At 38.0% G+C, this 25,552-nt stretch carries 16 protein-coding genes, 1 tRNA gene, 1 pseudogene and 1 riboswitch; of the genes and pseudogenes, 11 read left to right on the top strand and 7 right to left on the bottom strand.

The window, feature by feature from the left end; translation table 11 throughout:
- Window positions 1-51 precede the first annotated feature (51 nt).
- A complete protein-coding gene (locus BC008_RS42705) occupies window positions 52-750 on the bottom strand; it encodes a hypothetical protein (protein ID WP_027840897.1) in 699 nt (232 codons plus the stop codon).
- A gap of 452 nt (window positions 751-1,202) precedes the next feature.
- Between BC008_RS42705 and BC008_RS42700 the strand changes: the two genes are divergently transcribed.
- Window positions 1,203-1,275: transfer RNA gene (locus BC008_RS42700), tRNA-Ile, on the top strand.
- A gap of 522 nt (window positions 1,276-1,797) precedes the next feature.
- Here BC008_RS42700 and BC008_RS42695 read toward each other — a convergent pair.
- Entirely contained in the window at window positions 1,798-2,310 is a 513-nt protein-coding gene (locus tag BC008_RS42695) for a hypothetical protein (RefSeq protein WP_235595770.1), read from the bottom strand.
- A 130-nt stretch (window positions 2,311-2,440) separates the two neighbouring features.
- Here BC008_RS42695 and pyrE point away from each other — a divergent pair, with 130 nt between their 5' ends.
- Entirely contained in the window at window positions 2,441-3,061 is a 621-nt protein-coding gene (pyrE, locus tag BC008_RS42690) for an orotate phosphoribosyltransferase (protein ID WP_027840895.1), read from the top strand.
- Window positions 3,062-3,575: 514 nt separating this feature from the next.
- Here pyrE and thiC read toward each other — a convergent pair.
- The gene (gene thiC, locus BC008_RS42685) at window positions 3,576-4,952 is read right to left on the bottom strand and encodes a phosphomethylpyrimidine synthase (protein WP_027840894.1); all 1,377 of its coding nucleotides are present in this window, start codon (window positions 4,950-4,952) and stop codon (window positions 3,576-3,578) included.
- A gap of 7 nt (window positions 4,953-4,959) precedes the next feature.
- Window positions 4,960-5,055: riboswitch (TPP riboswitch) on the bottom strand.
- A 181-nt stretch (window positions 5,056-5,236) separates the two neighbouring features.
- Here thiC and BC008_RS42680 point away from each other — a divergent pair.
- The 4 genes from BC008_RS42680 to BC008_RS42665 all read left to right on the top strand — a co-directional run bounded on the left by BC008_RS42680 (window position 5,237) and on the right by BC008_RS42665 (window position 11,996).
- Window positions 5,237-5,860 carry an rRNA large subunit pseudouridine synthase E gene (locus tag BC008_RS42680; RefSeq protein WP_058182994.1) on the top strand — a complete coding sequence of 208 codons (624 nt, stop codon included), beginning with the start codon at window positions 5,237-5,239 and terminating at the stop codon, window positions 5,858-5,860.
- A 366-nt stretch (window positions 5,861-6,226) separates the two neighbouring features.
- Entirely contained in the window at window positions 6,227-7,900 is a 1,674-nt protein-coding gene (locus BC008_RS42675) for a sensor histidine kinase (RefSeq protein ID WP_036264459.1), read from the top strand.
- A gap of 581 nt (window positions 7,901-8,481) precedes the next feature.
- Window positions 8,482-10,461: a serine/threonine phosphatase gene (locus BC008_RS42670; RefSeq protein ID WP_027840892.1), complete on the top strand. Its 1,980-nt coding sequence runs from the start codon at window positions 8,482-8,484 to the stop codon at window positions 10,459-10,461.
- A 293-nt stretch (window positions 10,462-10,754) separates the two neighbouring features.
- Entirely contained in the window at window positions 10,755-11,996 is a 1,242-nt protein-coding gene (locus BC008_RS42665; protein WP_027840891.1) for an FHA domain-containing serine/threonine-protein kinase, read from the top strand.
- Between the two features lie 1,333 nt (window positions 11,997-13,329).
- On the opposite strand, the gene BC008_RS42655 is transcribed toward BC008_RS42665, so the two are convergent.
- Both BC008_RS42655 and BC008_RS42650 read right to left on the bottom strand, forming a co-directional pair.
- A complete protein-coding gene (locus tag BC008_RS42655) occupies window positions 13,330-13,548 on the bottom strand; it encodes a DUF4327 family protein (protein ID WP_027840889.1) in 219 nt (72 codons plus the stop codon).
- 1,328 nt (window positions 13,549-14,876) lie between these two features.
- Window positions 14,877-15,437: a type IV pilin-like G/H family protein gene (locus BC008_RS42650; RefSeq protein WP_027840888.1), complete on the bottom strand. Its 561-nt coding sequence runs from the start codon at window positions 15,435-15,437 to the stop codon at window positions 14,877-14,879.
- Between the two features lie 378 nt (window positions 15,438-15,815).
- Here BC008_RS42650 and trxB point away from each other — a divergent pair, with 378 nt between their 5' ends.
- The 4 genes and pseudogenes from trxB to BC008_RS42630 all read left to right on the top strand — a co-directional run bounded on the left by trxB (window position 15,816) and on the right by BC008_RS42630 (window position 20,175).
- Window positions 15,816-17,177, top strand: coding sequence for a thioredoxin-disulfide reductase (trxB, locus tag BC008_RS42645; RefSeq protein ID WP_027840887.1), 1,362 nt, complete (start codon window positions 15,816-15,818; stop codon window positions 17,175-17,177).
- A 581-nt stretch (window positions 17,178-17,758) separates the two neighbouring features.
- Entirely contained in the window at window positions 17,759-18,640 is an 882-nt protein-coding gene (locus BC008_RS42640; protein ID WP_027840886.1) for an ABC transporter permease, read from the top strand.
- 323 nt (window positions 18,641-18,963) lie between these two features.
- The gene (locus tag BC008_RS50970) at window positions 18,964-19,185 is read left to right on the top strand and encodes a hypothetical protein (RefSeq protein ID WP_153009506.1); all 222 of its coding nucleotides are present in this window, start codon (window positions 18,964-18,966) and stop codon (window positions 19,183-19,185) included.
- A 96-nt stretch (window positions 19,186-19,281) separates the two neighbouring features.
- Window positions 19,282-20,175 (top strand): annotated as a pseudogene (locus BC008_RS42630) (ROK family protein).
- Window positions 20,176-20,313: 138 nt separating this feature from the next.
- On the opposite strand, the gene BC008_RS42625 reads toward BC008_RS42630, so the two are convergent.
- Both BC008_RS42625 and BC008_RS42620 read right to left on the bottom strand, forming a co-directional pair.
- The gene (locus BC008_RS42625) at window positions 20,314-20,748 is read right to left on the bottom strand and encodes a hypothetical protein (protein WP_027840884.1); all 435 of its coding nucleotides are present in this window, start codon (window positions 20,746-20,748) and stop codon (window positions 20,314-20,316) included.
- Between the two features lie 137 nt (window positions 20,749-20,885).
- Window positions 20,886-22,523 (bottom strand): CTP synthase, encoded by a 1,638-nt coding sequence (locus BC008_RS42620; RefSeq protein ID WP_027840883.1) that lies wholly within the window; start codon window positions 22,521-22,523, stop codon window positions 20,886-20,888.
- Window positions 22,524-22,582: 59 nt separating this feature from the next.
- Here BC008_RS42620 and BC008_RS42615 point away from each other — a divergent pair, with 59 nt between their 5' ends.
- Window positions 22,583-24,370, top strand: coding sequence for an N-acetylmuramoyl-L-alanine amidase (locus BC008_RS42615; RefSeq protein ID WP_036264456.1), 1,788 nt, complete (start codon window positions 22,583-22,585; stop codon window positions 24,368-24,370).
- Window positions 24,371-25,552: the final 1,182 nt, after the last annotated feature.

Raw genomic sequence — 25,552 nt, 5'->3', positions numbered from 1 at the left:
ACTCATTCACATACCCCCTTAATTCCCTATCCCCAATTTAGATTGCTTTAGTTATTTTTCTACCGGAATATTAGAAACTTCCAAACGCAATTTTTGTGCTGGATAATCTGTAAGAGCAAGGGAAATCTTTTTCACATTGTCTAACAAGGGGGTAGGAATATTAATGCTTCCATCATGAGCTGGTCCGTTGGCTGTTAACTCCGAAGGTAGACCTTGGGTGCTCGCACTCAATGTTCTGCCTCTGTCATCAGTTACATCTAAAAAACTATACAAAAATCGTACTGAATCATCCCCTTTATTTTGCATTCTGACTTTCAAGATTAAGTCGCCTCCAGAATAGCGACTCGACAGTACGGATAATGTAACGTCTTCACTTTCTGCTGCGATTGGAAAGCCCTTCTGGGGCTTTTCTGGGGTTGCTTGCTCTGTCTTTTGCGTCTCTGCTTCTTTGTTGCTTTCGATATCTTCCTCATCTAATAATTTTCTAGCTTTAGTGGTTTTAGCTTTGCCTTGAACTCGCGCTTTAACAATTTTTAATATTTCTTCTTCCTTTAAAAAGTTTACCCCACCGTCTTGGGGATATCCGGTTTTTGGACTCGGAAATTTGCTGCTTGGACGCCCGTCAGGCGCTGATACACCCTTAAGTGCAGAACTTCCGATAGTGAATCCCCAAAAAGCACTTACAGAACCTGCTCCCAACATCATGGATAACAAAATTAATGTTAGAAGTACAGTCGAATTTATTCTCATTTTTGACAAGCTACTTTAAAATACTCTATCTGCTGATTAAATTTTGAAGTTGTTACTTCAAACAAATGCGAAAAATGTTTATTTTTACGGAATTTTACGGGAAGTCGGAGGGCTATAGGCTTTCCCTGGTGCTTATTTGACTAGTTTTTTATTATTCTCTAGCCAAAAAAAGATTAAAGTCGAGTACTAATAGTTTGCACTATTTCCTCAAAGATTTATGTAAAATAGACCAGACTTAAGCCAAATAAATTGATCGTATTTGATTTATTGAATTTCTTCGTTCTCCGGGCTTCCCTTGCTAGGTAAGAAATTTCTTCCAGTTTTAGAAGTTTTTGTCAAGCATTAATTTTCTGAAACATCAACTTTGTGCAACATCAAATTGAGAAATAATCTGCTATCCTAATTTTAGGATTCCCAAAATTGTAAATATACGCTATAATTATTTTCTGAAACCAGGGTTGGCCGAGCGGATGAGGCAGCGAACTCATAATTCGCCTTAGGCAGGTTCAACTCCTGCACCCTGGATTAATAAGTTTTACGTCTCAATATCTTTTTTCAAGCTCCAGCCTAAGTTCCAAATTTTTAGCTTGAGTCAAATCTTTAGCTTGAGTGTGGTATTTCAAATTCAAGTTTAAGTTTGAAATCGAAACTGAAAGTTAGTAATACCTCTATAGGTGGTGAATTTCAGGTTGTGAATTTCAGGTTGTGAATTTAGGGGAGAGTCATTCTTAGGAATTATGCTGGCAATTTCAAGTTTTTACCAAGCTTAATATTTGTCTTAATTTATTCAGATATCAAAAATACTTAATACTCAATTCCTATTTATCAAGCAATTGTTTGCATTCAATAGCAAATGCTGTTATCAAGTTCAGCACTTTTAAATAATTCATTATTGTTCCTAAGTGCTGAAAATTCACGTACTGAAATTTTAAATATTATTTACAAGTAAGCAGCTTTTTTGCACAACTCGAAACAAGGATTTGATTTACAAAAGTTAACTGAACTTGATATTACAGAAAAACGAATTTTCAGCAACAGCAAAATATTTTAAGGAGATGGTATTTCCTCAAAGCGGAATTCAGTACCTGTTTCTAACTCACTGCGCCTAAACTTCGGAGATGACAATAAAGAAGAATTATATGGATTTGGTAGGTCGGGGGTGCGGATATAGGGATCGCTACCAATTTGCTGTTGGAGCATATCTTGATAAACTTCGTTGACTAGTTCGGCGTCACGGGCGATTTCACTCTCTGGGAAGGAATTGCGGAATAGAGAACCTGGTCCTAACAAAAAGTCAACTTGGCGTTTGAGAGAATTGTCTTGATAAAAATTAGGGTCATTTTCGAAAAAGGCCCTTTCAATGATGTCGTTGGGTGTTTCGTAGTTACTTGTTTGTGTTTGAGCTACTACTGGACTGGATAAAACTATAGATGTAGCTAGAAGTGCGATAGGCGTAGCTGCTTGCTTGTAAACCGTACTTCTAAAAGCTTTAATTTTTAAATTCCCGTTCAAATTCAAGTTCAAATTCAAGTTCAAATTCATATTTAAATTCAAATTCACAATTTTAGTCCTTTACGTTTGGGTTTACTTTTGGGTTTGTTGTGTATTTGAGTGAGTATTAACTTATCCTTAATTAGAGAACTTAGATTAGTTCAATCTTTGGTTTAGCATAATTTTTTATACATCTGTAATGACAAATAAGCCCCAATCCCTAGCACAATCGGACTCACAGCGATATAATACTGAGTTAAATATTTTACGTGGAGAATTGCTGGATTTATTTTCCCGATTAGCATATCAAGAAGGAGACTTTGTTCTTTCTTCTGGGTTGCGTAGTTCTTACTACGTGAATAAAACTCAAGTGACCTTGCACCCTCAAGGTGCTTTACTCATCGGTCAAATCATTTTCTCTATGTTACCTACCGATACTGAAGGGGTAGCAGGATTGACGTTGGGAGCAGATCCAATAGTAACAGCAGTCAGCATCATATCAGCGCAAGAAAAACGACCCATACCAGCACTTATTATTCGCAAAGAAGCCAAGGGACATGGAACCAAAGCTTATATTGAAGGACCAAGCTTACCAGCAGGGGCAAAAATAGTAGTATTGGAGGATGTGGTCACCACCGGACAATCAGCAATGAAGGCTGTTACCAGACTTAGAGATGCAGGTTATACCGTAGAGCAAGTCATCTCGTTGGTAGACAGGTTACAAGGTGGTGCGGAGCTTTATCAGTCAGCAGGATTAAAATTTGCAGCAATATTTTCAATTACTGAAATTCAACAGCGCTTTCGGGAGTTGGGGGTATAGGGGATTGGTGATATGCCGTAGGCATCTGCTTTGCAATCGGGTATAGGGATTAGAGATTTGGAACTAGCTTTTGATGTGAATTATATAAATTCAGCCTTGTAATATCGAGAATTTTAAGAACCGTTAGAAATCACTTCTTATTTGATTCCACCAAATTAAGTGATTCCAGTTTTAATTCACATAAGTTGTAACTAGTAATTCAGATATCATTCAAGTCTTCCCAGTCGCCAGAGGCTAGAGGCTATAAATACGTTACCTTCGGCCACCGACGCCGTGAGACGCGCCAGAGGCGTTAGTACGCATCCTGCGGATGTTAGCGTTGCTAGCGTAGCGTACCGTAGGTATTGCGTGACGTAGTCATACAGCTTGCTGCATCCAAACACCGCAGGTGACCCTCAGGCTCTGACTATAGCTGCGCTACCTACGGATCCGGAGCCGTCACCCAACGCTGCAGGCAGTACGACGACGCAGTGCTATCCCCACCCAGTCGCAAATACCCAGTCCCCAATCCCCTTTAACCAGTCGTAACTTCTTTATCTTTTGCTAAAAATTTCTCCAACTCTGTCAAAGCATCAGCATCCACTTTAGTTTGCATGGGACAGAATTTTGGTCCGCACATCGAACAGAATTCTGCTGTCTTGTAAATATCTGCTGGTAGAGTTTCGTCGTGATATTCTTTAGCTCTTTCGGGATCGAGGGCTAATTCAAATTGACGATTCCAATCAAAGTTATAACGAGCGCGAGAAAGTTCGTCGTCTCTGTCTCTTGCTCCCGGACGTCTTCTGCCGATATCTGCTGCATGAGCAGCAATTTTATAAGCAATTAAACCATTACGAACATCTTCAGCATTGGGTAAACCAAGGTGTTCTTTAGGTGTGACATAACACAACATTGCGGTACCATACCATCCTGCCATTGCAGCTCCTATGGCAGAAGTAATATGGTCATATCCAGGAGCAATATCAGTTACCAAAGGACCAAGAACATAGAATGGTGCTTCACTGCACTCTTCCATTTGTTTTTTGACATTAAATTCAATTTGATCCATTGGTACGTGACCGGGACCTTCTACCATGACCTGAACATCATGTTCCCAAGCTTTGCGAGTTAACTGTCCAAGGGTTTTAAGTTCAGCTAATTGAGCTTCGTCGGAAGCATCATGGGTACAACCAGGACGTAGAGAATCACCCAAACTAAAGGAAACATCATATTTCTTAAAGATTTCAATGATATCTCGGTAATGGGTATATAGTGGATTTTGTTTGTGGTGATGTAACATCCACCTGGCAATAATACCGCCACCGCGAGATACGATACCTGTAATTCGGGTCTTAACCAAAGGCAGATGTTCAATCAAAATACCTGCATGTATGGTCATGTAGTCTACGCCTTGCTGGGCATGTTTCTCAATGATATGGAGAAAATCATTTGCGGTGAGATTTTCAATCCGACCGTGAACACTTTCCAATGCTTGATAAATTGGTACAGTCCCAATTGGAACGGGTGAGGCTTGAATAATCGCAGTCCGAATTCGATCTAAGTCACCTCCACCGGTCGATAAATCCATGACTGTATCTGCACCGTACTTAACTGCTAAGTTAAGTTTTTCCACCTCTTCAGACAAATTAGAGGAGTTGGGAGAAGCACCAATGTTAGCATTGACTTTGCACTTGGAAGCAATACCAATACACATTGGTTCTAGGTTGGTATGATTGATGTTGGCAGGGATAATTAACCGTCCCCGTGCAACTTCCTCTCGAATTAACTCAACGGGAAGATTTTCGCGCTGAGCGACGTAGTACATCTCTTCGGTGATGGTACCCTGACGAGCGTAATGCATTTGCGTTACATTACCTTGACCGCGCCGCTTTGCAACCCATTCTGTCCGCATATTAAATTTCCTGTAGTAACAGCTTCCCTCCGCCGGTATTACCCGGACTCAGGTGTTAAGGGTTTAATCTCAGCCTCTTATACAGGCACCCCTAGCATGGTTATAAATTGTACCACTTTCAATCGGTATAAGTTAATCGTTATTTAAGAATAATTATTGAAAATAATGGGCATAAGTTAATAGTTATTCAAAAATAATTATTGAAAATTAACGTATTAGGGATTGGGATTGGTCAATTGGTCACTTGTCATTTATTACTAATACTTGGTGAATTGAACAAAAAAATGACAGCAGGAAAACAACACAAAAGAAATCAGAATCGGACTATCTTGTTTTATAAGCCCTATGGGGTCCTCAGTCAGTTTACGAAAGACAATCCGGATCGGAGGACGCTTAAGGATTATATCCAAATCCCCGATGTCTATCCTGTAGGACGTTTGGACTGGGATAGTGAAGGTTTGATGTTGTTGACGAATAATGGTCGCCTACAACATCTTATTTCCCATCCTCGGTTTGGACACCAACGTACTTACTGGGCGCAAGTTGAAAGAATTCCTGATGAACAGGCTTTAGAAAAATTACGAACTGGAGTCTCAATCAAAAACTATTTCACTAAACCTGCACTAGTTAAATTGCTACCACAAGCACCCGATCTACCCGAACGCAATCCACCGATTAGATTTCGCCTCAATGTCCCCACTGCTTGGTTAGAAATGACTCTGATAGAAGGTAAAAACCGTCAAGTACGCCGCATGACTGCATCTGTTGGTTTTCCTACCTTAAGACTGGTAAGAGTCAGTATTGCTCATTTATCTTTAGAAGATCTTCAGCCCGGTCAATGGCGTTATCTTAGCTCTGCAGAATCCAAGAAGGTTTTGTCAGTTAACCGTTCTTTATCCTACAAATAAATAACCACAAAAATCGTTAAGTTAAGCTACATCTATATAACTTTTATTAAAATTCTAGATTGGCAAATTTCAAAATATTTGAGTTTCAGAATTCCAGCTATTCATGAAATTTAGCTATTCATGAAATCCAGCTATTCATAAAAATTAGAGTCACAAGCTATAAAAATAAAGACACGTAATGTAGTGTAAGACACCTTTTCAGGCCAGTCGTATTTTACCAAAAGTTGGATTGAAATCTGCACAATACCGATTTTAAAATCTTTTTAAATTTGAGATTATTTTTAAAGTTGAGATGAATTGTTGGGTGCAATAATGGACTCTAGGCAGCTACCTACCAGGCATTCTATTTGCCATCAAAAAATACCAATGAATGAACCTCCTTGCTGGAAATTTTTACCTGAAGGAAATAATTATGTGGATAATTCTTTGTTTGAAGTTTTGTTTCCAGTAAGGAATGATTCCTTATGTGAATCTTGTCTCTACAAGAATTCTCCTCCTGTATATCTGTGCGTAGACCTAAGTGGCAAAATTTTATCTATTAACCTAATAGGTGCTTTATCCCTGGGCTATCGACCTGAGGATTTACTTAGAAAATCTGTATCTCAGTTGTTCGCTACTTCTGAAAAACCGTTATTATCCGAAGCTTTTACCAGATTATCACATCAAACTATAGGGAATAAGAATCACTATTGGTATTTTCAGCTGGAATGTCCGGGCTGGGATCGTGCTTGGGTGAAAATTAATGCTAGAACCTCAGCAAGTAAAGACCACAAGCCCGTAATTCTGATGGTATTTGAAAAAATTACCGCCTGCAAGCACACAAAATATGCAATGAAAGAGAGCGAGCAAGATTTTGTGTTCCTTGGGGCTGGCGTGGATGATATTCCAGCGATGTTGTGGATGAGTAGCTCCGATGGGTGCTATTCATTGTTCAACAAGCAGTTACTCACATTCATTGGTTATGATACGTGGACTTGCGAACGGCAAAGTCCAGAAAAAATCATGTATCATCGAAAACCATCCGATCTAGATTGGTTGAAACTTATTCATCCAGATGATAAAAATTTGTACTTAGATCGTTTTGAAAAAGCATTCGGCACTAAAGAACAGTTCCAAATCGAATATCGTTGTAAAAGAGCTGATGGCGAATATCGTTGGCTTCTAGATCGGGGTTCGCCTAGATTTGAAAAAAATGGTAATTTCTTAGGTTATATTGGTTCCTGTGTTGATATAACTGAAAGTAATCTCGCAAAAACAGCATTAGAAAAAAGCAAACAAGCTTTACAAATAGAATTAGAAGACAAAATAGCACTGAACCACCTAAGGAATGAATTTCTCGGTAAAATATCCCATGAATTGCGCGCGCCATTGAGTAATATGAAAATGGCTATTCAGATGCTAGGGATAGTCTTAGAACAGAGGGGTAAATCCCTCCCAACACAATCAGAAGCCAGATACGAGTTCCCACCTAAGGCAGATATTTATTTACAAATATTAAATAATGAGTGCGAACGAGAAATTAGCTTGATCGACAACTTCTTAGACTTACAACGCTTAGACAGCAATCCTCGGGGATGGGTTCTTGAAAGTATTTCCGTCCCACAATGGCTACCACAGGTGGTGAGAGTATTTCAATCCCGAAGATGTAATTCCTGCAAGCACGACCTGCAATTAGATATTGCAAGCGATATTCCTTTAATAACTTGCGATCCATTTAGCTTGGAACGTATCATCATCGAATTATTGACTAACGCTTGCAAATTTAGCCCTTCCGGTGAAAAAATTATTATGAGCGTCCAAGCTAAATCTCAAAATATTCAGTTCCAGATCACAAATACTGGAGTAGAAATTCCGGAAGCTGAATTAGCTCGTATTTTTGATAATTTTTACCAAATTCCCAGTAATGACCCTTGTAAACAAGGTGGAACCGGCTTAGGCTTAGCATTAGTGAAAAAAATTACTGAGTCTTTAGGAGGAAATATTACAGTCAAAAGTGATTCAAATTATACTTGTTTTACAGTTCAATTACCTGCTGAATAGATCGAATCCACGCCATGCAACTAAACTAGGGTAAAACTCTGGAATAAAACTCTGGAAAACTTATATATACTCTGTAAAGCCTACGGATATCTTATCCAGGATCTTATTTCTAAGTTTAACTAATTTCTAAGTTTAACCAATCGCTAAGTTTAACTGCTTTCTAAGTTCATCCAAATGTGATCAAGGATATCTGTTCAAATGATGTCATACACAGATATCTTTACTTTGGATTATTTACATCAATAAAGTTGTCCTAATAAACTAAGTTTATCTAGGAGCTAGTCTTTAAAGTTCATTTACCCATGCTTTGTTTATATTGTTTATGAAGTCAATCAAATTGTTAAGATATATGTTGATGTGTGCCTACTATTTCAATTTGATGACAACTTAATTTGTAGTAATTCACTTGCCGATAATTTAAAACTAAGCGTTAATATACATAATACTTAATAATGTTATATAAATTGTCTACTAAGAATGCAATTTTTTACCAATAAATATACTTAAAGTATGTGAAAAAATGGTAATTGCAATTGTAGTTGATAGGAGCACCTTGGAACGGGAATGAAGGAACTTCCGAAATGCTGATTTGCCCTCAGTGTAAATTTGAGAATCCGAATAGCAATAAATTTTGTCAAAACTGCGGTACTTCCCTGACCCAAAAGATCTGTCCCGAATGTGGCACTGGCGTAGCGATTAATGCCAAGCAGTGTCAGAACTGTGGTGCTGAATGTGGAATGGTATGGTTAGCAACCATTGTCAAAACACCAACGGAGCAAATTACGGTTAGTACCAGAGAATCTAGTGGGGATAGTTTAAAAGAAACTGAGACAACAAATAGTAATGAACTAATTAGTTCCGAACAAGTTGTTTCTTGGCCACTGGAAGTAGGTTATCATTTAGACTCACAACAACGCTACCAATTATTAGAAAATCTACCCATTTGGGAAGAGATTGAAGCAAAAAGTGAGATTTGTGTCAAAGTATTGGACTCCCAACCATATCAGATATCACCGCTAACGGCAGTTTTGGAGAATATTTCTACAAAGACCAATAATGCAGTATTAGAATCAGAAAGAATACCACATATTGCTAAAACTTATATCGCTTTATATCCTCAAGTGCATTACGGAATACCCCTAATTCATGATGCATGGCAACAAGGAGATATGCAAGTAATTTTGCTTGAAGATAGGTCTAATTGGAAACAACTGTTAGATTTATGGAGTGCAGATACGACTACATCATTCCAAATTTTACATTTTTGTCACCAAATGACCGTACTTTGGCAAATTCTCGAACCGTTTAATTGTTGCCGAAGTCTTTTGCAATTATCTAATCTTAAGTTGGATGAAGACCAAGCGGTAGCGTTACAAAAGTTATACTTTGAGCCTGTCAGCCAGTATATAAATAATGTTGGAGTTTCATCTTCTGTTACAGAAAGAACAAACACCACGCCCGTACAAAACTCACCATTGAAGGTTCAAGCTTTAGGAAGGGTTTGGCAAGCTTTGTTTCGTCAATCTCAACGAACTCAGGTTGGTGCTTTCGTTGAGTTATTAGGGGATTTAGAATTTGGTAAAATCCAAACCCTGAAGCAATTACAATTACGCCTAGAGGATATAGGAACTCAATTACAATGCTCTAACAACATTGCTTCACCAACACTTTTGCAAGTAAATGATGATATGGAAGAAGGGGAAAAAATGAATGAAGATTCACCGACAGTAACACTACCTCTCCATCTTATTAGTTTGGAAGATGCAGGAGTAACCGATGTGGGGTCCCAACGCGACCACAATGAGGATTACTTTGGGATTGAAACTAAAATTAGTAAGTTGGAACTACCCAGAAGTGGAAATGTCGGAGCGCGTGGCTTGTATATTCTTTGTGACGGAATGGGCGGACATGCGGGGGGAGAAGTTGCTAGTAAATTAGCAGTTGATACTCTACGAGAATATTTTCAAACACACTGGACAGATAGCTTACCAAGTGAAGAAACTATTTTGGAAGCAGTTAGCTCGGCAAATAAAGCAATTTATGATGTCAACCAACAAGAAGCTCGTTCTGGTATCGGACGGATGGGGACAACCCTGGTAATGCTTTTAATACAGGATACTGACGTAGCAGTTGTTCATGTCGGTGATAGCCGTCTTTACCGTTTAACTCGTAAACGCGGATTTGAACAAATTACTGTAGATCATGAGGTCGGTCAGCGAGAAATTATTAGAGGCGTGGATCCTTCCATTGCTTACTCTCGTCCTGATGCGTATCAACTGACACAAGCATTAGGACCGCGGGACGATAGTTTTATTTCTCCAGAAGTACAATTTTTTGAGATCGAAGAAGACAGCTTATTTCTTCTAGTGTCAGATGGTCTGTCAGATAACAATTTATTAGAGAATCACTGGCAAGAAAGTTTGCAACCTTTGCTTAAAAGTGATGCCAGTTTACACTTTGGACTTAGAGAGTTAATAGAACTAGCTAACAAATACAACGGCCATGACAATATTACAGCAGTACTTATTCGTTCAAAAGTTGGAACAAATGTTCGTTGTTAACCAATATTAAAAGATTAAAAATTAGTTCTACTATGTTCACTCAAGAACTGAACTCAAGTACTAAATTAAGAAACTAAGTCAAACGTATTCAAGCCGTGTATTTGATACGTATTACTAAGGTATAATAATTTTTTTCTTGTAGTGTTTGATGGCCTTTCTATTAGAAAGAGTATTTATTTGCAAATGTTAGCAAAGACTCATTAAACTGTTTAATTTTGCAGATATTTGCTCAGCTTTCTAAATTCTATTCAATCTTTAGCTTCTATTCAATCTTCAAATTCTAAATTAAAGGTGTGATCGCGCTGACTTTGTTAGAACTGCAACAAAAAACGCCAATTCGGGAATGGCATTTTGAAGGCGAGTCAATCATTCGCATTGGTCGCGCTGTGGACAATCACATTGTTTTAACTGATAATCTTGTTTCTCGACATCATTTAGAAATCCGTCAAACCCAAAATCCTGATGGAAGTATTTGTTGGCAAATTATTAGTCAAGGTATTAACGGTACTTTTCTCAATGGGGTTCTAGTAACTCGTAACAAACTGCAAAATATCGAAAATAACTCAGAACTACAACTAGCCCAGGGAGGTCCCTTATTAAAATTCGAAATCGATCCAGTTAATCCCGACAAGCCATTTATTAGTTCATCTCCAGCATCTAATAAATCTATTAATACTTGTACCCATGAAGGGAATAAAGCTAGTAATTTATTTTGTATTCACTGCGGACAGCCGTTAAATATACGACATAGAATTTGCCATTATCAAGTGTTGCGTACCTTGGGACAGGGCGGGATGGGAACTACTTACCTTGCTTGGAACGAACGAGGTCAATTTGCCAATCAATCCCAACTATTGGTATTAAAAGAGATGAATACTGATATGGCAAAAATTTCTAAGGCACAAGAATTATTCGAACGCGAGGCGAATACCCTTCGCAGTCTCAATCATTCTGGCATCCCCAAATATTATGATTTTTTTGTGGAGGCAGGCAAAAAGTATTTGGCAATGGAACTCGTCCACGGTAAGGACTTAGAAAAATTAATCTATACAAACGGTCCTGTATTGCCAAGTCAGGCAATTACTTGGATGATTCAAACCTGTGACATTCTTGAGTACCTGCACAGTCATCAACCACCTTTAATTCATAGGGATATCAAACCTGCTAACTTGATGGTAAGAAATGCTGATAATCACATTATGGTTCTAGATTTCGGTGCAGTCAAAGAAATCGGTACGACACCAGGAACTCGTATAGGTGCTGAAGGTTATTGTGCTCCAGAGCAAGAAAGGGGACAGCCTTTGACCCAGTCTGACTTGTATGCGATTGGACCAACTATGATTTTTCTACTTTCTGGAGAAAACCCATTTAAGTTTTATCGTCGTCACGGTAATCGTTTCCGATTCGACCTGAGTAGTATTCCTACATTTACTGACAAACTGAAAAAGGTTATAGATCGTACCACAGAACCTCTGCCACGCGATCGTTATCAAACAGCAAGAGAGCTAGCTAATGCTTTGGGTGATTGCTGCTGAAACTTTTTTAGTTTGCTTGAAATATACCTCATCATGTAACACTTAAATCAAACTAGACCACTACCCTGGCGGAAATATTAAGAGCGGCAGGCTTTTAAAGATATCAGCGCGACATTCTGCAGACAACCACAGGTTTTTCTAATAGGAAGTAACAGCAATACTAAAATGTGACCTGTTGTCACCCATGCAAGAGTTGACTATCCTGTCGGCATAAGTCCCTAACTGCGTCACATAGTATTCATTTCTAGGTGCATAAAATCTACTAACAAAATTTTAATGCCCATACACTTTAAGTCCGAACAACGACATCCTGACTAACCTAACAAATTAGTGTGATATGTCTAAGAGAAGTGAAATAGGTCTTAATTATTACTCAGGATTCCTAAACAAAAACAATGCGAACGCTACATTTATTCTGTACGGGCACTGGGATAATACAGGGAACAAAAATTCTTACAGCTAATTTCTAGACTGTAAACTTATACAAAATCATCTCTGCTAGAAACTACTAAAAAATGCTGGAGGCACACAAATATAACCCCGTCAAAAAATATCAAGAAATCTATCCCAATAAATTTATATCAAGATATGTACGGGGGATATTATCTTGTATGCTCTTTTCAAACTATTTTGTACTAGTTTCTTGGAATTGATATCCACACTGCAAGTACTTATTTTCCTGAATACACTATGGATACGATCAAGACCCTAGAACTTCACTTACGGTAAACGATGAAAATTGCTATTTACAAGCAATTTGAATCTTTAAAAGGTGTAAAAGCTATTGCAAAACTTGTCAAGGATGTTACATCTACTGATGATCACACCCATATGAAAACCAGAAATAAATGTCAGTTGGTTTTGCTACCTGAGTACTCAAAAAATAAGTATTTCTTAGCGATAGCGAATATGCTATTTGCAAGCTATTACTCTCTAAGAGTCAGTCGCTACCGTGTTTTCACTTCACATTCACAGCCAAAAATTTGATCGTTTCAAGCACAATAGTGCAAACATTTTTTAGTCTTGGGTCGCAGATGGATGCATCGCCGATGTCAATTATTCCAGTCAAGTACTAAGTGCGATCGTCACTAATTGGAGTGAAATATCTAGTAAATCCAGAATCACAATCGCAGTACTTTAACTATTTCGCAAAAATGGTAACTTGTCTTAGTAAATTTGTTACCAAATCATGAACTTATATCTCACACTTGGCAAGACTATAAAAAATCTTCTAAGTTTCTATAATCTATCGTAATTTGAAAAGTTCAAAACAATACGCACGTAACACTAACTACGGTGGGAGTCTCTGCAAAAGATTAATTAAAATAGCTTCTTACTCCTCATCCCAAGCTTCTACTGCTAACAACTCACTAACCGGATCTTGGGTACTGAAACCAAAGTCCAGTAGTTCGCGCTTCCAATATTGCCATTCTTCACCAAAAAGCAGAGCGATTTTTAAAATACTATCGCTAGGCTTGATAATTTTTGAATCTACCAGTGATTGCACGTTCCGTTGCAACTTCACCATGGGGTGAATTACTTGTTGAGCCATAACCTCAATTGAACTCTGATTTGTTTTAGTAAATACTTGAAATCAAAACCGCTTTACAAGCAAACTTCAGACCATTACTTATATGTAGAGTTTTGTACTTTGGCAAAGCAAGTCTTGCATTTTTAACTATACCACACTTAACCCAATAAAGTAACAGTAAAACTCATTTGTACGGTAATCACTACCCCAGTTAATAAAACTCAGTAGGGTAATGACCTCGATGAATGATTGGCATCAGCATTCACATCGCTAATTGCAAACATCCTAACACTTCTGCCTGTTTGCCTGTTTTTACTCTTCATAAGAATCTAAAAACCGTCTGTTTACTGGCAAATCCTTTGAATTAAGGACTGATAGTAATTAATCGATTTTTTGGAATTAATCATTGACGACTAGCTAGAGTATGGATCCAAAGATATTTGCTGTATGCAGTGAGACTTCATATAGAGTATCGCAAACATCGGCCTCCTAACATAAAATAAAAAAAAGCTTTATAAAATTTTAATCTTTCAGATAGAGTTCCCTGTCTTTAGTTAACGTCCGGAAATGGGAAAAACAGCAAAAACCATGCATAACCACTTAACCAAATAGAGATTATGCTATGGACTTGTTTTTCCATAATTATGCTTTCATCACCCAACAATCTATATTTTTGGGCAAAAATCAATATTATATCCGTCCTTTAACATAAAAATCAAAATTAATTTTGCATTTTGCCACACAGCATACTTGAATGATAACAAAAGTGATTTAAACTACATTTGATTGGTGAACTAGAATATTTTTAAGTCTGAGCACACTATTTTCCGCAAAATTGATAAATTTAAGTGACAGTTAAGAAAAATTTTCTACCCGTTGCTGTGACAAGAATTCCTCTTAATACAGCTAATAAGTACAGCTAATAAGTAAAATCTGGGAAAAATATTTTCAAATGACAGTGACAGTCTAATAAATAATAATTGCTAGGCAATAAACATATTATTTAATTTTAACTATAGTATAAAAAAAATAAAAATAAATTATTTTATCGCAATCCTATTTGACTCGCGAACAGATAAATTGTGGAGAAAGGTGATGGTGCGGCATTAAGCCTTACATCAGAGTCTACGGTGATGATAAAGCCTCTGGCTGTGCTTACACCGCAGGTGCAGTTCAATCTCTGTGGCTTATCTGTGATATTGATTTTATTAATGATTTAGGATTGTTATATATAATCATTAATATAATAAGAAAAAGTGGATAATAATAAATAAAAGTGGATAGAAAATCTATCCACTCCAAACAGAGAATTATTTTGAGTAAATAAAAGTTACTATAATTCTCAATTATTAGCTAGATAAACTCTTATAGTCTGCTGGACATTTAACTTCGTTTGCAGTAGCAGTAACATCCTGTTTCCCATCTTTACCGCCAGCACTTCCAGGTTTTAAGCCTTCACACAATGTAGCTATAGTTGTTGCTTCGTTTGTATCTTTAACAGTTCCTACAGTAACTCCACCAATGTAAGCTTTTAATGCACTTTTTGCAGCTTTTAATTGTGCTTGATTGGTGACTAATGTTTTACCACTACCACCACCTGATATTACATACTTATAATTATCAGTTTCTGTCTTAACACCAAGACCTAATCCACCAAAACTATCTTTATCTGCAAATGCATTATTTTCTAAGTAGTATGTTTGTTGGGCTCTATTCATAGAACCAACAATTGTTTTCGCTTCAGATTGTTTAGCTTTATTTGCTTGATTCAAAAAGGATGGTAATGCAATAGCAGAAAGAATTCCAATAATGATAATTACAACTAATAATTCAATCAGAGTAAAACCTTCATCACCTTTCTTTTTACTCGATAAGTTTTGAATAAGTTTAGCTTTTAAATTGGTTTTCACGTCTGAATTTCCTTTTATGCTAAATACTGTTTTATTGCTTTCTAGAAATAACTTACCCACCTCGAAATATTTTCATATCACTTCTGAAAAAATTTTTTGGAGCTATTTTCAAATTAAAGGCTGAATTCTTGGCCCTCATAATATTTAGAAGCTTTTGAGAACTAATATTTTTGAGCAAATATGGGTTTAGGCTGATGACTGCAGGGGTCGCTGCAACTAGAACGAAATATTAAAGACCAGAAACATTTGCATTTATGTGTTCGGGGTGTAGCACAATGCAACAAGGCTCTCACTTCTCCTAAGCTCTAGTACTTGGATAAAGGTCCGATAAGTTGTGATTGTGTTATATTAATCGTAGTCGTTATGATTATGAATAAAATGTCCAATCAAGCGGTAGAAAATATAGTCATAATTGGTTCTGGTCCTGCTGGGTATACAGCAGCGATTTATGCAGCCAGAGCAAATCTCAAGCCTGTGGTATTCGAGGGTTTCCAAGCAGGGGGATTACCTGGTGGTCAATTGATGACAACAACGGAGGTTGAAAATTTTCCAGGTTTTCCTGAAGGGATTACAGGACCTAACTTAATGGATAATATGAAGGCTCAAGCTGAACGTTGGGGAGCAGAGTTGTATACCGAAGATGTGACAGAAGTAGATCTGTCTCAACGCCCTTTCACGATACGTTCACAAGAGCGCGAATTTAAAGCTAATACCATTATTGTTGCGACAGGAGCAACGGCAAAACGCTTGGGCTTACCAAGTGAGAAAGAGTATTGGAGTCGAGGAATTTCAGCTTGTGCAATCTGTGATGGTGCGACACCAACCTTTAACAGTCAAGAATTAGCAGTGATTGGTGGTGGTGATTCAGCTGCAGAAGAAGCTGCATATCTGACTAAATATGGTTCCAAGGTGAATTTATTGGTGCGTTCTGAGCAGATGCGAGCATCTAAAGCGATGCAAGACCGAGTTTTAAATAATCCCAAAATCGAAGTGCACTGGAATACAGAAGCCGTGGATGTATTTGGAAATGGCTGGATGGAAGGGGTTAAAGTTCGTAACCGGAAAACTGGCGAAGAAAAAGAACTGCAAGCAAAAGGTTTGTTTTACGCCATAGGTCACAACCCGAATACGTCTTTATTTCAAGGACAATTGGAATTAGATGCAGGAGGATACATTGTTACTAAGCCTGATTCAGTAGAAACCAGCGTAGAAGGAGTATTTGCTGCTGGTGACGTACAAGACCATGAATATCGTCAAGCTGTAACCGCTGCTGGTACGGGCTGTATGGCAGCATTACTTGCAGAACGTTGGTTGTCTATGAATAATTTGGTGCAAGAATTTCATCAAACAGCAGAAGCAATAGAGCAGAAACGAGAAAAACATTCAACTACAAGTACAACACCAGAAGAATTTGATATCGATCAAGTGCACCATGTCGGTAGTTATGCTTTGAGAAAACTATTTCACGATAGCGATCGCCTGTTGATAGTCAAATATGTCGCTCCCGGTTGTGGACCCTGTCATACACTCAAGCCCATATTAAATAAAGTAATAGATGAGTTTGATGGGAAAATTCACTTTGTAGAAATTGATATCGACGAAGAGCGAGAAATTGCTGAACAAGCAGGTGTTACTGGAACTCCAACAATCCAATTTTTCAAAAATAAAGAATTGTTACGTGAAGTCAAAGGTGTGAAGCAAAAAAGTCAGTACCGCGAACTAATTTCCAGTAATTTGTGATTTTCAGTAATTTAAGTAATTTATCATTTTTCATATCCCACGGACGCTCTGCGCTAATACTGCAAATTCTTGTGATTCCCCATCTATTACGCGTGGGGATTCTCCATTTGTAGTTTTATAGCAGATACCAAATAATTGAGATAAAGGTCACAGATATTTCATTTCTGGCTCCTGTCTTCTGCTGTGCTTACACTCTAAAATGCCTGCAACAGTACGCAGTGTGAGTGCAACGGCAACGAACGGGACGTGCTGGCTGAAGTGAATATGTAAGTATATCCAGCCACAATTCTGCTATAAATTGCTAATCTTGTCCTACTATCTAGTAAAAATGACTAAATTGCCTATTAACAATTACTTGTCATCTATATAACTGGTAGTGTAAACGATTGAGTTTTTGATATTGAGTTGAGAAAATTAACTGAAAAATTTAAACTGTCCTCTGTTATCAGATACCCGTAGACAGCTTACGTCTAAATATATACGTCTTAATAAGAGGCCAAGCCAAAACGTTAGCACAAACTAACCGCAAACGGTGAGCGTTAACATAACTTACAACTCATAATCCGTAAATTACATATAATATGACAGCTGTCAAAACTTCTCTGCCTAGATTATTTCGTTTGACTAAAAATCCTAATCTTTCCCAAAAGTTAACATTTATAGGATTAATTATCACTCTGGGATTCGTTTTTCTAGCTTTATTTGCACCTCTGTTCCAGGTTGCGGGGTTATTACAAGATCCAACTGAATTCCTTGACAATCCAATTCACACCTTACCTTCATTGCAACATTGGTTTGGTACTAGTCGTCTGGGATATGATATTTTTTCTCGGACAATTTTTGGCATACAAGCTGCGCTGCAAGTAGTAATTTTAGCAACAGCGCTGAGTATGGCTATTGGGGTACCCTTAGGAATGGTAAGTGGCTATTTAGGCGGCTGGCTAGATCGGGTATTACTGTTTATGATGGACAGTATTTACACATTACCAGGGTTGCTATTATCAGTGACTTTAGCTTTTGTTGTTGGCAGGGGAATATTAAACGCCGCGATCGCAATTAGTATCGCTTATATACCTCAATATTACAGAGTCGTCCGCAATCATACAGTCAGCGTAAAAACAGAGGTATTTATTGAAGCAGCCCAAGCAATGGGAGCAAATACTTGGCAGGTGCTTTCCAGGTATTTGTTTTTAAATGTAATTCAAAGCGTACCTGTGCTTTTCACCCTGAATGCTGCAGATGCAATTCTGGTTTTGGGAGGTTTGGGGTTTTTAGGTTTGGGATTACCAGCAGAAGTACCAGAATGGGGTCATGACTTGCGCCAAGCCTTAGAAGCTTTACCCACTGGGATTTGGTGGACAACACTATTTCCTGGTTTAGCAATGACTTTAATGGTTGTGGGGCTATCTTTACTTGGTGAGGGGTTGAATGAGTTTATCAATCCCCGTACCGGGAAAGAATAATTTGCTTATAGATTGCTTGTTGTTGGAAATTCGTATTTGTGAAGCAGTAGTTTGTAATTGGTGTTTGGTTTGGGACTTGGTATTTAGAACTTAGTATTTAGAACTTAGTCTTTAGAACTTAGTCTTTAGAACTTAGTCTTTAGGAGTTGGTATTTGATAATCATAATCAGTGATTTGTCGCGAGTATTTTGTTGTGAGTCATTTGTTTGATTTAAAACAAAAAATGCACAAGTATCTCACGACAGGGTACGAATACCACTAACACATTACTTCATGGTCTAACATGATTGATTATCTGTTGTACTTTTATGCGAGATTTTGGTGTGAAAGATAACTTATCTTTAATTGCTGCGGCTGCGGGCGGTTTTATGCTTTTTGTTGCCCTGACTGGTGTACTGCGAGGAACTCCCTTGGTTTCTTGGCAAAGTAATTCAAGTTTTTCTCGCCCGGCTAGTGAGCCAGAACAAGCATATGCTATTCCCACTCAAGTAGAAGAATTATGGCAAACTTCAAATATTTTCAATACAAATACTTTCAATAATTAGTTTATAATCTTTGCCCTGGCGAATTTTACTCGCTGCAATTGCTATAAATAAATATAAAAACAGGAGTTATCAGTCAGACATTTGACACAAAACCATTTGAAAAAATCTTCAGGGGACGATTTTCAGGTAGTCGGTATTGACTTGGGAGGAACAGCAATTAAGTTAGGACCAGTTAGGTTACTGCTGACGGTGGCTGTTTGTAGTTCCTAACTGTACCTACTCCCCAACCGGCTATTCCAAAAGCAGCGATCGCAGCAATGGTAGATACGATCGCCAAAATAGATTCAGAAAATAAAACTCGGGCAATTGGTATAGGAACTCCCGGACCTGCCGATGCAAATGGGAAAATAGCCAAAGTTGCAATTAATTTACCTCAATGGTATGATATTCCTCTTGCTTCAGAGATAGAAGCAAGGGCAGTTATAGCAAATCATGCAAACTGTGCTGGTTTAGGTGAAACTTGGTTAGTAGCTGATCGTCGTTTTCAGAATTTTATTTTTCTGACTTCAGGTACTGGAGTTTGAGGTGCAATCATTCTAAACGGCAATTTATTTTTTGGTCACCAAGGGGCTGCAGGAGAATTAGGTTTAATTACTTTCAATCCCCAAGAGCCAAAATGTAAAAGTGGTAATCAAGATTCATTAGAATAATTTACCTCTGCGACCGCTATTTATCAGCGCACGGGTAAAAAACCCATGAATTAGCTGAAGCTGCGAGAAGCAGTAATATCAATGTCTTGAAATTTTGGTAAGAATATGATCACGACTTGGGCATCGGCTTAACAAGTTTAATTTATATCCTTACGCCAGAAGCAATTGTAATTGGAGGTGGTGTTAGCGCCAGTGCACATTTTTTTAACCAGCTGCGATCGCAGAAGTGGAAAGACGAGTGATGTCAACTTCTCGCATTGGCTGAGAAATATTAACTTCTAAGTTAGGCAACTCAGTAGGAATGCTTGGCGCTGCAAAATTAGCACTTCACTTACTTTGATTGTGTTTGATAACGGGTAATTGGTATACGCCCGCATCGCTTACGTGGTGTTAGCAAAGCGTGGCGTTAGCTGTAGGTAACTGGTAACTCTGATTTACAAAAAAATGTAGGGTAAATAATCAAATGTCTGATATGACTTTACTTTTGACTTTCTGCAAAGTGATATCCTGTCTCCTTGTGAATATACTCTAAGACTTTTTTGTAAGAATCTGAGTTACTTACAGGATTAATTATGATAGGTATGGTGCTATCTGGCAACCAGAATGTTATCCTGCCATTTGGCTCGTGACAAAAAGAGCTAATGCAGTTGAGGTTGATAATGTATTCATTTCTGTCGTAGAAAATTTTTACCCAATAAGTATTCTCAAATTCCAACTCTGTAAATCGCTTGATGTACTCCAGAACTTTTTTATAGTCTTGGGGATTACTTAAGGGATTAATGACGATGGGTATTGCACAATCTGGCAGCCAAAAGGTTACTCTGCCATTTGCTTCACAGCAAAAAGCAGTTACTCGCTCAAAATTCACTACATATTCATTTTTCTCGTGAACTATTTTTGCCCAGTACGCCACCCTCATCTCCTCAAGTTTATTTGTCTTGATGTCGTCAGCATACTTCAGTACAACATCTCCTATGGAAAGTATAAGGGGTTAAGTACTGTAACGTTCTGCGTATATACTCGGACAAAATATCAAAAAATTGGCGAAATTTAAGATACTTGTACGGGAGTTTGCGGAACAGAAGAAGTCTGAGAGCAAATAATCGCAGCCTCCATTAAGCCTTTGAATAAAGGATGAGGGGCATTAGGACGAGAAATAAATTCAGGATGAAATTGACTGGCGATAAAGAATGGATGCTCCGGCAGTTCAACCATTTCTACTAAGCGTCCATCGGGTGAGGTTCCGCTGATTACATAGCCGGAGTCTAAGAATAAATTACGGTAAGCATTATTAAATTCATAGCGATGGCGGTGTCGCTCATTAATTTCTTTTTGTTGATATAGCCGGGCAGCCAAACTGTTAGCATTAAGGCGACAAGGATAAATTCCTAAGCGCATGGTCCCACCCAAGTCAACCACATCTTGCTGCTCTGGCAGAAGATTAATAACTGGGTTTGTAGTAAGTGGCTCAAATTCGGCACTGTGAGCATCTTTTAATCCGACAATATTTCGCGCCCATTCAATTACTGCACATTGCATTCCCAGACATAATCCTAAGAAAGGAATTTTTTGTTCCCTGGCATATTTGATTGCAGCAACTTTACCATCAACGCCCCGAATTCCAAAACCACCAGGAACAACTACAGCATCAACTCCTTTCAGGTGTATCTGTGCTGGCTCCACTTCCAAGTCTTCTGAATTCACCCAACGGATATGTATTTCGCTATGGGTCGCGATCGCTGCATGACGTAGAGATTCAACTACAGAGAGGTAAGCATCACTCAAGCTAACATACTTACCAACAATCGCAATTTCAACCCGGTGTTTGGGACTGTATAATTTTTTTACTAAATTCCGCCACTCACTGATATCAGCTTGACGTTGCTTCATATTTAATAACGAAAGTGCCTGGAAAGCTAATCCTTCCTGCTCTAAGATTAGCGGGACTTCATAAATACTTTTGGCGTCAATTGCTGGGATTACGCACTCAACTGGAACATCACAAAATGAGGAAAGTTTTTCTTTAATACCTTGGGGTAAAGAGCGATCGCACCGACAAATCAAAATATCTGGTTGAATACCAATTGACCGCAGTTCTTTGACAGAGTGTTGGGTTGGTTTTGTTTTCATTTCACCAGCCGAAGCAATCCAAGGTATCAAGGTAACATGCATATACAGCACATTTTCCCTACCTACTTGTTTGCGAAACTGACGAATTGCTTCTAAAAACGGTAGAGACTCAATATCTCCCACAGTACCGCCAATCTCAGTAATCAATACATCAGCCTGAGTATAATCAGCAACCCCTAATATTCTTTCTTTAATTTCATTGGTAATATGGGGTATTACCTGAACTGTACCTCCGTTGTAATCACCTCGGCGCTCTTTGTTAATAACAGCTTGGTAGATTGAACCGGTAGTAACACTATTGAGGCGAGACATGGAAGTATCGGTAAAGCGTTCGTAATGCCCCAAATCTAAATCGGTTTCTGCCCCATCCTGAGTGACAAACACTTCACCATGCTGAAAAGGACTCATGGTGCCCGGATCGACATTAATATAAGGGTCAAGTTTAAGAATCGACACAGAATAGTTGCGCGATTTTAGCAATCGACCTAAGCTAGCTGCTACAATTCCTTTGCCGATACTGGAAACAACACCACCAGTGACAAATACAAACTTAGTCATAGTATTTCGAATTTCTAGCAACCTCTAAAAAAATACATCCCGTCATTGTGCCACAGTAAATGTTGAGAAATTTGTTTTCTGTTAGCGTCAAACCTCTTATTGGATTAGCTCTGTTAACGCCTATCATCGTTAATCACTCCCCTGCTGTAGCACAAGAACAGTCTCTGAAGGTGGTTTATCCCCGGACGAACCATAAAACATCTTCGGATAAAATTTTCTTCATTGGTACAGCACCGCGAACCGGACAGGTTTTCATAAATGGTCAGTCAATAACACGTTCCCAAGCTGGTCATTTTGCTCCCAGTTTTCCCCTGAAATTAGGAGAGAATAAGTTTACAGTCCGCCACGGGAATCAAAAAATTGAAATAGTGGTGACCAGAGTAGCCACTGAACCAAAAATTCCCCAAGGATTAGCATTTGCCGTAAATTCTCTAACTCCAGCAGTAGACATAGACAGAATGCCAGATGATAGGATCTGTTTTAGCGCTATTGCTCCCCCAGATGCGAAGGTATCTGTTAGATTAGGCTATCGAAATATTCGTCTTTATCCCCAACCACAACAAGCTAAATTACCAAGCAATTTAGCTGCCCTAACTGGGACTAATCAGCCTTCTCACAAACAAATGACTGGCAAATATGCAGGCTGTACTGTTATAGAAAAATCTGGCAATTTTGGACGACCCATTTATAAGCTGGATCTTCAGGGCAAGAAATTTACTCAAAGAGCGCCAGGTAAAGTATCTATTTTATCACCTGCTAGCCTACAAGTGGTTGAGGTCACAGCGGATGCAGGAGTAGCACGTACCGGACCAAGTACTAATTATTCTAGACTGACGCCATTACCAAAGGGAACAAGAGCGGCAATTACTGGCTCGGAAGGTGAGTGGTTACGCTTAGACTACGGTGCTTGGATCAAGGGTAAAGAAACCCAGATTTTAAATGGTGCTATCCCGCCAGCAACTGTAATTCGTAGTGTTGGATCGCGAAAATTTTCTGATGCTACTCAGATAACTTTCCCACTACAAGTTCCGGTACCTATTAGCGTCCACCAAAGCGATCAAACTTTTTCTCTTACCCTACACAACACGACGGCACAAACTGACATTATTCGTTTGGATGATAACCCGTTCATTTCACGACTGGACTGGCAGCAAATAACCCCAAGTCAGGTACGATACACTTTTAATCTTAAATCAGAACAGCAATGGGGACACACACTGAGCTATGAAGGCACAAGTTTAGTGTTAAAGCTACGTCATGCTCCGAGAATTTCGCGTCGCCGACGTAAACCACTGTCTGGTATTAAAATTTTACTCGATCCTGGACATGGTGGTAAAGAGAGTGGTGCGGTTGGTCCTACAGGTTACCCAGAAAAAGATGTGAATCTAAGTGTTTCTAAATTACTACGGGATGCTTTGGTGAAGAGGGGTGCAACGGTTGTCATGACCAGGGAAGACGATCGAGATGTTTCTTTGAGAGAACGTCAAAAAATTATTGCCCGAGAAGAACCAGCACTTGCACTTTCAGTTCATTACAATGCCCTTCCAGACTATGGAGATGCAGAGAACACTAGAGGTGTAGGTATTTTTTGGTATCATCCCCAAGCTCATAGTTCGGCAATATTTTTGCACAATTACTTAGTCAAAAAACTTAATCGACCATCCTATGGTGTATTTTGGAATAATTTAGCGTTAACCCGTCCAGCAGAAGCTCCTTCACTTTTATTGGAGCTGGGTTTTATGAGTAACCCTTCAGAATTTGAGTGGGTAGTTAATCCCAAATCTCAACAAAAATTAGCTAACACCCTTGCAGATGGGATTGCGGAGTGGTTTAAGACTGTGCGTTAAACAAAATTTGCGATTTCCAAAATTTCTAGCCAGCCTTTATAAACACCATACCGTACAGATACAAATATACTAACAGTATAATTCTGGCTCAAGGGACTAAAAGATTCCTACATAGTCTGATAAAGAATTTTACTGTTAGGTAATAAATTGAAAATAGGTGTAAAATAATTTACTCATTGATATGTCATTAACTCAAAATGCTACAAGTTCTGATTTGCTAACTTGATACTTGTATCCAAATTTATTGGAATTAATTCTAACTATATGCCATCAAAAAACATCGACTTAGATGATATCGTACTGATACAAGAGCATTAATATGCACGTGAAATATCATTGTAAAATTTGGTTTATTCACTTACAACTTAACTTCTTGCTGAGCTTCAACTAAATAAATATTTTCTACATCCTATTGAAGTTTCACTATTGAACTTTATATATTCCAGTTTGACGTGAATTATTCAGTACATACCTATGTTTTCCAGAAGATACACTCTAACTTATATCTTCTTAATTAATTACTATTTATCAATGGTATGTAATTTAACTCAAATCTAGTATATCTGATTATTAGGGTATCAAATATAAACTCAGTGCAATGTATTTAAATTTCACAGAATGTAAGTTTTATGAGTGCAGATAAAGCTTAATATGGATGTATATTAATTATCATTTAAGTAAGTATCAATACAGAAAATAAATAGATTGTTTTGGGTTTAAAATATCAGAATGTTCCCACAAAATACTTTTGAATTAGTTTGATTTTTGAGATATATATTTGGAGTATATTTGGAGTACATATTCGGTGTACGTAGTTGGAAATTGTATGCACAATCGCTAGAACCAGTTATTATTGGAATAAAATTCATTAAAAATACACATATTCCTATGGTAAAAAGTTCTTTGCTTCACAATCCAATGTAGAGCTTTAGACAAAATAAACAATATAATTTACTAGATTGAATTTCGTGTATAAAGATGTTTCACACTATAAGGATAAATAATTACTGAAAACTAGCAATTCTTTTAGCTGAAAAACTTCTGCTATAAAAAAATAGTGTACACCCCTATTGAGATGGGTGTGATCAATTAAAGAAATGTCAAAAATAAACAATATTAAAATTGAATTGATATGAATAGCTCGTAGTTTTACGTATTCATACCTTCAACATGATTCAAAAA

It is taken from the genome of Mastigocoleus testarum BC008, assembly GCF_001456025.1.
GTDB lineage: Bacteria > Cyanobacteriota > Cyanobacteriia > Cyanobacteriales > Nostocaceae > Mastigocoleus > Mastigocoleus testarum.
This window is presented reverse-complemented; position numbering and strand designations above follow the sequence as displayed.